Genomic DNA, 9,264 nt, shown 5'->3' with positions numbered 1-9,264 from the left:
CTCTTTCTCGATGCAGATCCCGGAGAATGTCTACACGCATGTTGTTGGAGCATCACTGTTCGGAGTGATCAGTGGCGCTGTCCTGTTTTCGGCGATCGCATCGCTGAGAAACCGGCTCATGTCACGTGGATAGCGGCCAACCATGGGTGCGGCAAGACTCTTCAGCGCTAGAATAATGATCGGCTTGGCCGAAGCTAGAGCCGCTGCAGGGATACATCGGCTCCGCCTTGTTGATCAATGTGAAACGGACTGTCCCATTCATGTCCAGAATGCGTAGAAATTCATGAGCCACCATCTTTCAATGGACAAGCAGCCGACTACGATCCCGTTGCTACAGCAGCAGGTGCGTGATGGTCAGCGGGTAACAATGACGACAGCTTATGACGCCGTGACGGCGCATTTGGCTGATCCGATTGTCGACATTATCCTCGTCGGCGACAGCGTTGGCAATGTCTGTCTCGGCTTCGACAATACGCTCCCGGTGAGCATGGCCATGATGAACCATCATCTCGAAGCGGTGGCTCGGACCAGACCACGTGCTCTGCTCGTGGCCGACATGCCCTATCTTAGCTACCATCTCAGCCTCGAAGACACCTTGTGCAACGCCGGTGGCTTTCTCCAGCGCGGGGCCGCCGCCGTGAAACTGGAGGGCGGCGCCAAGCGGGTCGAGACGATCCGGTCTCTCGTGGAATGCGAGATCCCCGTGATGGGTCATCTTGGTCTGACCCCGCAGAGCATCCATGCCATGGGCGGCTTCAAGGTGCAGGGAAGGGGAGCCGCCGACGCAGTCCGGATCCTAGAGGACGCTCACAAACTCCAGGAAGCCGGCTGCTTTGCCCTTGTGCTCGAGGGTATCCCCGTAGAGCTGGCGGCGCGGATCACCCAGACCTTGGGCATTCCCACGATCGGTATCGGAGCCGGACCACACTGCTCCGGCCAGGTGCTCGTCCTGCATGACGTACTCGGTCTGACGCAGGGGCACCGGCCCAAGTTCGTCCGGACCTATGTTGATGGCTTTCACCTGCTGCAGCAGGCCCTGGCTCATTGGGCCGAGGACGTGCGCAGCGGGACCTTCCCTTCCTCTGCCGAGGCCTATGCCCTGCCGGCCGATGTTCAGGCGACAGTTTCTGCCTGGACACCGTATCTTTCCACCCGCTCGTGAGGTCATTGATGCTCACCTACCGCACGATCAAACCCCTGACCCAATGCCTGCGCGGCTACCGAACCTCCACCCTGCGGGTCGGCTTTGTGCCGACTATGGGCTTCCTGCACGAGGGCCATCGGGCGCTCATCGACGAGAGCGTCGCCCGCTGCGACATCACCGTGGTCAGCATCTTCGTCAATCCTACCCAGTTCAGCCCCAACGAAGACCTCGACCGCTACCCGCGGGCCATAGAGCAGGATCACGAACTCTGCCGCAAAGCGGGCGTGAGCATGATCTTCCTGCCCGATGCCACTGAGATCTATCCACCCGGCTTCCAGACCTCTGTCGAGCCCGGCGCTGTGGCCGAGCCGCTGTGCGGCGCTGTCCGGCTCGGACACTTCCGCGGCGTGGCTACCGTGGTGAGCAAGCTGTTCAACATCGTCCAGCCGGACGTTGCCTTTTTCGGACAGAAGGATTTTCAGCAATGCGCCGTAATCCGGCAGATGGTGCGGGATCTGAACCTACCTATCGAGATTGTCACGGTTCCGACCGTGCGCGAGCCAGATGGTTTGGCGCTCAGCAGCCGTAACAGCTACCTCGGCCCGACCGATCGTACGAGAGCGCTCTGCCTCAGCCGCGGCCTGCTCGCCGCGGAAGCTGCGTACGGGGAGGGGGAGCGCCACAGCCAGCGCCTGATCGAGATCGCCCGGGCTGTCATGACCGACGTCGACCAGCTGCAGTATCTCGAGCTGCGGAATGCCGAGACCTTGGACGCTGTCCAAGGCTTGGTCGGGGAGCCAGCCGCTCTGTGCGTGGCCGCCTATGTCGGACCTACGCGCCTGATCGACAATGTTCTCCTGATCCCGCCGAAACCTCTGGCTGATCGTGAACTCGAGTTGACCTCGCATGTGATCGGCCGCCAGGCGAGAATGAGTGCGGAAGGGCCGCAGCCATCATGACACTCCGCTCCATGCCCCATGCTGTTACTTACGACCTCAGCACCCGGCCGACTTCTGGTGCGACGACGACGGAAACGCTCCTGGCCTGGTGTGAGGAGCATGGTCTGTCCCAAGGGCCGATCACCGCAGAGATCCGTCAACGGCTCTCGCCTTAGGTCGCCCCCGACAATGTGGTAATGGCTCTCGAACCTGCCCCAGGCACAACCATTCATTATCGGAAGGGTCAACTCATGCGTGATACCCTGCATCTCACAATGGCCGAGAACTGGTTTGTCCCGCAGGGCCTGACAGCGGCAGTGAATGATTGTCTCAAAACGAAGGAAGTTCCGTTCGGCACCGTCATTGCGCCGCTCAATCCCTTCCGTCGCACGCTCTCGGCGCACTCCGCGCGTTCCCCGAGGGGGGCACCTCTAACTCTCGCACCGCTTGGCGACTCACCCCAGGATCCACGCCCCGAATTCATCCTGGAGCACACTGCCGTAGTTCTCAGCAGTTTCGGAGCAGCGCTGGCGGTTACCGGGGCAGATTGGGGCAACGAATCTCCTGGTTAGATTTGTTCTCAGACGCACCGGATGGTCGTCTTAGGCGTGATAACGACTTTCCCGGTTGGTCTTTGACCGCGGTTTTGATGGAGAGACTGATGCCGAGCCAGGCAAACAGCCCCGGGAGCCACTTCTCGGCTGAAGCTCGAACGGGCAATGCGAATAGAGGCTCTCCACGCAGTTCCACCCTGGCAGATGCTGCTGTTCAGACAGCAGGCATCGATGATCAGTCCCGCCTCGTTGCGGCGATCGTTCTCGCTTTCAGTGTGGACCCTGCCGCTCGCTGGACCTATCCCGCCCCTGAGAATTATCTGAAGCACTTCCCTGATCTTGTCTGGATCTTTGGAGGCCCGGCCGTTGAGCGGCGCACGGCCCATTTCATCGGCGATGCACAAGCCGCCGCTTTGTGGCTGGCGCCGGGCGTGCAGCCCGATGAAGACGCGTTGATGGGCCACTTTCAGCGCACCCTCCCGGAGGAGGACCAGGACACTCTGTTCGCCGTGTTCGAGCGGATGGGGCAGTATCATCCCGATGAGCCGCACTGGTACTTGCCGTTGATCGGGGTTAATCCTGCACAGCAGGGCAAGGGCTACGGCTCAGCCCTGTTGAAGCATGCTCTCAGGCTTTGTGACGAGGACGGCACGCTAGCCTACTTGGAATCTTCGAACCCAAAGAACATCCCGCTCTACCAGCGGCATGGATTCCAGGTTCTCGGGACTATCCAGGTTGGGAATTCGCCGCCAATCACACCCATGCTCCGTCGCGCTGGTTGAAAGTCCGATCTCAACGGCGTGTTCGCACTCCTCGTTTCTGTCAATGGGTTAAGTCATAGACAAGCCCCTGAGGGAATCCTTCGCTCCCCAAAATGCCCCGATTACGCGCTGCCGTTCGTGCGAGAATGGTTCTGGTCGGACCTTGTGTCGATGATTCCCACGGTCTCGGCTCACGACCGAGCCGTAGAGTGCGAGACGTGAGCGATGACAGCGCAACAGAACCTGGGGGGCCATTCGCTCAATGATCCTGAGCTGCTCGAAGCGAGCTTTCCAAGGCACTGGTCGGGGTCTGCAGGAGCATATGAGCCCCGCGTCGGCTCCACTGCATCTGCTGCGTTTTGGCAAAACGATTGCTGATCACAGCATTCTTCGTAACCTCGACAAAGGCCAACGAGATCCATCCACACGACCGGTGGCGCTCGCCATTACTGATCAGGCTCGGCTCGTTGCTGTCGATGTAAATTCCCGCAATCAGCCAGCGCGGATGGCGGCGCATCGTCCGCCATCCTTTCGTATCTCAGGGCGAGCGGTCGCCTCCAAAACTGAGTACTAAGTTTCAAGATCCCTCCGGTTTGTCTCGGGCAAAAGCAGCGCCCCGATCACAACAGTTGCGGCGGCTACGGCTACTGTATACCAGAGGCCAGCAAAGATGCTCCCGGTCGTTACGTTAACGGCAGTTGCTATGAATGGCGCGAACCCACCAATCCACCCATTGCCGAACTGGAGCGCGACGGACACACCACTGTAGCGAATATGCGTCGGGAAAAGTTCGACAAGGAGAGCACCCATCGGTCCGTAGACCATGGTTGCCATGAGGACCATGACGAACAGGATCGCGACCACCATTGGACCATGGATATTTTCTGGATCAGCATCGACCGGCATACCCCGTGCCAGCAAAGCCGCCCGTAACGCCGCCTCGTCAAATCCATCAAACATCTGCTCACCGACACTGACCCTCAACGCGGGGCCACCTGACATCACAACGAAGGGTACCGCGTTGCCAGCGAGAAAAGATTTTGCCCGCGTGCAGGTGTTTGTGGCCGTAGGCTGGAAAACCTGCTTAAGGATTGACTGATTGTCCTGACAATCACTGCCCTGCACGTGCACGACGGTTTTGGCGCGGAACTCGGCAAGCGCCGGATTGCCGTAGGCTACAAGCCCATGGAACAAAGGAACAAACAACAGGGCTGCCAGCGCGCAGCCTGTGAGCACGATCCGCTTGCGGCCAATCCTATCCGAAAGCCACCCGAAGAAAAGGAAGAAAGGTGTTCCGAGCAGCAGTGCGATCAACAGATACATGTAGGCTTGGTCGTGGCTCATCTTCAAGGTCGAGGTCATGAAGTACAGGCTATAAAAATGCGCCGTGTACCAGACGACTGCCTGACCGGCCACGATGCCGAAAATTGCGATCAGGACAATGCGTAGGTTTTGCCGCGTGCCGAAGGTTTCAGCAATTGGATTGCTGGACGTCTTCTTTTCGGCCTTCATTTGCTGAAAGACCGGCGATTCCTCCAGCTTGAGCCGGATGTACAGCGAGACCAGAAGCAGTCCGATCGACACCAGAAACGGAATACGCCAGCCCCACGCGACGAAAGCCTCGGCCGACATGGACTGACGGCAGATAAGGATCACGAGGAGGGACAAGAACAGTCCGAGCGTTCCGGTGATCTGAATCCAACTCGTCGTGAAACCGCGCCTCCTCGGGTCAGAGTGTTCCGCGACATAAGTCACGGCCCCACCAAATTCACCACCGACTGCCAGCCCCTGCAACAGACGCAAAGCAACGAGGGTAGCAGGCGCCCACCAGCCGATCGTCTCAAATGTCGGCAGCAAGCCGACGGCTGCCGTCGCAAGGCCCATGACGAGCATGGTCACGAGAAAGGTGTGCTTACGTCCAATAAGGTCGCCCAGCTGCCCGAAAACAATGGCGCCAAAGGGCCGAAGGACGAAACCCGCTCCAAAAGTAGCCAACGCCGCAAGCAATGCTGCCGTCTCGTTCCCCTTCGGGAAGAACAGTGATCCGAAGAATGCAGCGAGACTCCCGTAAACAAAGAAGTCATACCATTCAAACACAGTACCCAGAGCGGCGGCGAAAACGACACGTTTGGTATCTCTTGCAGGATGCATGGTTGCGCCAGGTGCGCCTAGATGAGTCACAGCTTGTAAAGACATTGTTTCCTCCAGAACTGGCTTATTGTTGCGGGTTGCCTACGCTGACGCTGTTATCCCATCGACGCGCGTGGCGTCACCGCGATGTCGCTCAAGAAATGCGCTCAGCCGACGATTGAACATGTCCGGCTGTTCGAGCATCGGGAAGTGACCAGCGCCCCGAATGATGAAGAGTTCGCTGCCTGGGATTCCGGCGGCGAGAAGCTCTGCCTCCTGGGGTGGAGTTATGGCGTCTTCGTCGCCAACTACGACCAACGTGGGGATGCAAATATGGTCTAGGAGTTCGCGTGTATCAGAGGCATTCAGAGAGGCAATCGCCTCACGGGCCACGAAGTCTGGTGTCTGCGCAACCTCGTGCTTTGCGAAATCGATCAAAGCTAGGGGCGCCGACGAGCCAAAGGAGCGTTCAATCACGCTCTTGCTAGCCTGCACGACCCCTAAGCTTTCAATGGCTCTTAGAACGTTGTCGACGTTCACATCAGGTCCAAGCCCGTGTGATGTTGCACCAACAAGCACGAGAGCACGCACGAGGTGGGGGAATCGTATTGCAAAGCTCTGGGCAATGGTTCCGCCCATCGACAGGCCGACTAGGAAGGCCTCATCAAGTGCCAAGTGCCGATAGACCCGTTCTACGTCTTCGACGAAAGCCTCGATCGTGTAGCGCCGTCTCTCAGGACGAGGCGAAACTCCATGCCCAGGTAGGTTGATCCTGACGACCTTGTACATTTTCGAGTACTCCACCACCTGCTCGCGCCAGAACTCAGCGGTCGTGGTGAAACCATGCACAAAGATGAGAGGGTATCCTGATCCAGACACGTGAACCACAGTGTCTCCAATGGTCAGTTCTTGGCAGTCTATCATTATCGCACCTCCTGCGATGTTCGACATCCGCCATAGTGCAAATCCCGTGCCAAGACGCCCAAGGGAAACTGTGGCTTGCCTATGCTATTCATTTAGTTTGCTTATTTCAGCGGGAGCCCCGGCATATTCATTTTGACTCTCGCCAGTGAGGAAGCTATATTCTCAATATTGAGACACGGATTCCAGAATCTGAGAAATGGCGCTGCCCAATTGGCTCGAGGCTTCCTCGGAGGCGCGGTTCCTGCGCCTGGTCCTTGACCATGTGTCTGACTGTCTGGTGGTCGTAGACACGTCCGGGAGAATCGTCCTGATCAATCAACCCTATTGCCAACTTCTAGGAGGAGATGAGGTCGATTTCATCGGCCGGCATATCACTGATGTCGTTGGGTCCCAGACCCGTCTGCACCTCGTTGCCCGCGGGGAGGGCACGCATGTCGGATACCCGCTCGAGGTACGGGGCCATAAGCTGGTGACCAAACAGGTGCCGGTCTATCAGGACGGCCAAATCATCGGCGCCGTTGGAATGGCGTTGTTCTCCGATGTGGAGGCCCTCAAGAGGACCTACAGCCGCATGGCGCAGGCCGGGTTGGCAATCCACCAGCGCGATCAAACCTGGGCAGCACAGTTTTCGCTTGACGATATTCTTGGAGAAGGAGAGCGGATAGCCGCCTACCGGGACACGCTGCGTCTTGCGGCTGAGCACGAAGTTCCCGTCCTGATTACAGGTGAGACCGGTGCCGGAAAGGAATTGGCCGCCCAGGCGATCCATACTCTCTCCCATCGAAGTGCCGGGCCATTTGTATGGATCAACTGTGCATCAATTCCGAGCGAGCTGATCGAGGCTGAACTGTTCGGTTACGAAGGAGGAGCCTTCACAGGAGCGCGCAGCCGGGGCAAGCCAGGCAAGTTTGAACTTGCTGTCGGGGGAACGTTGCTACTTGATGAGATTGGTGACATGCCGCCGCATCTGCAGGGCAGCCTGCTGCGTGTTATGCAGTCAAATGAGATTGTCCGCGTCGGAGGCACGTCCCCTATCCGTGTTGATGCGCGGATTATATGCGCGACCAACCAGCCGCTGGTTCGTTTCGTGGATGGTGGGCGTTTCCGCCGCGACCTTTACTATCGACTGGATGTTCTGCCAGTCCATGTGCCCGCCCTGCGAGAGCGGGACGACCAGCCGTTTCTCATCGAGGCGCTGCTGGCTCGTGTAGCCAATCAGCTAGGCAAGAAAGTACAAAGACCTTCTCCAGCGGACATGACACGCCTGCTAGCCCATACTTGGCCAGGAAACGTGCGCGAGCTGGAGAGCGTGCTTCTCCGCTTTTTGGTGACAGGCAAGATACAACTCTCCGGCGACACCGCTCATGCCTCCCCGGCGGTTGTTGCCCAATCCGACGCGTTTCTCAGGAAAAAGGTTGAAAGTCAGAAACTTTCCGAGGTGGAGGATGCTCTTAGGAAAACAGGCGGCGACAAACAACGTGCGGCGGATTTGCTCGGCATCAGCCGCGCGCAACTCTACAGAATTATCAAATCAACAAGGTAAGTCTGAAAGCGCCTTCTAGACGGGGCACTTCTCCACGACCACGTGCCAATGAGAAGGGTTGAAGCGACCAGTCCTTATGCACGAGCAGACCTTAGCGAGCACTCTTTGGGCCTCGTGCACGACAGCACGCGTCACCTGGCTCAGCACAGGGCTCACAATGCGGCTCTGCTGCCAGAAGAGCGGGACATCCAGAGGTTGGCTGGGCCTGAGCGCGACCAGCCTCCCGACGCGCAGGTGTTCGATCTCAAGCGGCTCCGGGTCCGTACCTCAGCCGCTTCTGGCCATGGCTGCATTCACAAAGGCTTGGGATGAAGGGAGACGCTGCAGCGGGGTGAATAGCGGCCCCGAGCACCTGCCGCAGCCATTCTGCCTGAGCCGGTCCTTGCGATTGAAGATCTGGCAGAGGGCGCGGACCGCCGCGACCTCGCTGAAGCTGTCGGAAACCACCAAACTCAGTACCCTGGGCCTGCAGAGATCCGAGCGGTTGGCACTCCCAGCTCCGGACCGGCCTGCTATGCCCCGTCACGGTGGCAGCCACCGGGCCACGCCGCAGCCACTCTGCGCTGTGTTCCTGTTTTGCTCTATTTTGACGCAGGAGGGAGGTGAGCTTGACCGATGGTTACCCTGCGCGAAGTCGTCGACGACTTGAGGCGCCAGATCGAGAGGCTTGGGGGGCTCATCGCTCACGCAAGTCCCTGCCCTTTGGCGTCCCTGTGCTCGACCGGCACCTGCCCGGGAGAGGGCTTACCCTTGGATCCCTGCACGAGATGATCAAGGAAGGACCCGCTTCGGAGTTCGCTGGAACCGTCACGTTGTTCGCAGCCAGGATTGCCGCCCGCCTCAAAGGCCCGGTGCTCTGGTGCCTGACCCGGCGCGATCTGTTCGCACCTGGCCTGATGAAGGTCGGCTTTCATCCGGATAGTGTCATTTACGCCGAGACCTGCCGTGATGCCGATGCCCTGCCCCTCATCGAAGAGGGCCTCCATCAGAAAGACCTCGGCGCCGTCGTCGGTGAAGTCTCCCGGCTCGGCCTCACCGCCTCCCGTCGCCTGCACGTGGCCGCGGAGGCTTCAGGCGTTCCCGCCCTGGTTATCCGGCGCTGGTGGACGGCCGCCCAGAGGGACCTGACCAAGCTTCCCACCGCTGCCGCGACGCGATGGCGTGTGTCGCCGGTCCCGTCAGAGGTTGTTCCTGCTGGCGGCCTCAAACGCGGCCGCTGGCAGGTTGAACTCGTGCGCTGCCGGGGTGCGGAACCCCGTTCCTGGATTTT

7 protein-coding genes and 1 pseudogene are annotated in these 9,264 nt (G+C 59.3%); 5 read left to right on the top strand and 3 right to left on the bottom strand.

The window, feature by feature from the left end:
* Positions 1-283: 283 nt before the first annotated feature.
* From panB to KBI52_RS03675, 3 genes are all read left to right on the top strand, one after another.
* Positions 284-1,162 (top strand): 3-methyl-2-oxobutanoate hydroxymethyltransferase, encoded by an 879-nt coding sequence (gene panB / locus KBI52_RS03685; protein ID WP_114947380.1) that lies wholly within the window; start codon positions 284-286, stop codon positions 1,160-1,162.
* A gap of 8 nt (positions 1,163-1,170) precedes the next feature.
* Entirely contained in the window at positions 1,171-2,103 is a 933-nt protein-coding gene (gene panC / locus KBI52_RS03680) for a pantoate--beta-alanine ligase (protein WP_210805400.1), read from the top strand.
* Positions 2,104-2,911: 808 nt separating this feature from the next.
* On the top strand, positions 2,912-3,418 hold the full coding sequence (locus KBI52_RS03675; protein WP_371823105.1) for a GNAT family N-acetyltransferase: 507 nt from the start codon (positions 2,912-2,914) through the stop codon (positions 3,416-3,418).
* 256 nt (positions 3,419-3,674) lie between these two features.
* Here KBI52_RS03675 and KBI52_RS03670 read toward each other — a convergent pair.
* The 3 genes and pseudogenes from KBI52_RS03670 to KBI52_RS03660 all read right to left on the bottom strand — a co-directional run.
* Positions 3,675-3,878: pseudogene (locus tag KBI52_RS03670) on the bottom strand (ISKra4 family transposase); the annotation flags it as partial.
* Positions 3,879-3,967: 89 nt separating this feature from the next.
* Positions 3,968-5,593, bottom strand: coding sequence for an MFS transporter (locus tag KBI52_RS03665; RefSeq protein WP_114947376.1), 1,626 nt, complete (start codon positions 5,591-5,593; stop codon positions 3,968-3,970).
* Positions 5,594-5,629: 36 nt separating this feature from the next.
* Entirely contained in the window at positions 5,630-6,478 is an 849-nt protein-coding gene (locus KBI52_RS03660; protein ID WP_247654161.1) for an alpha/beta fold hydrolase, read from the bottom strand.
* A 169-nt stretch (positions 6,479-6,647) separates the two neighbouring features.
* Between KBI52_RS03660 and KBI52_RS03655 the strand changes: the two genes are divergently transcribed.
* Positions 6,648-7,994, top strand: coding sequence for a sigma-54-dependent Fis family transcriptional regulator (locus tag KBI52_RS03655; RefSeq protein WP_210805394.1), 1,347 nt, complete (start codon positions 6,648-6,650; stop codon positions 7,992-7,994).
* A 767-nt stretch (positions 7,995-8,761) separates the two neighbouring features.
* The coding region (locus tag KBI52_RS03650; RefSeq protein ID WP_210805392.1) for an ImuA family protein at positions 8,762-9,264 on the top strand (503 nt) is incomplete at its 3' end.

Source organism: Microvirga sp. HBU67558, assembly GCF_018069605.1.
Taxonomy (GTDB): domain Bacteria; phylum Pseudomonadota; class Alphaproteobacteria; order Rhizobiales; family Beijerinckiaceae; genus Microvirga; species Microvirga terrae.
Note: the sequence above shows the minus strand (reverse complement) of the source record. Positions and strands in the feature narration are given on the sequence as shown.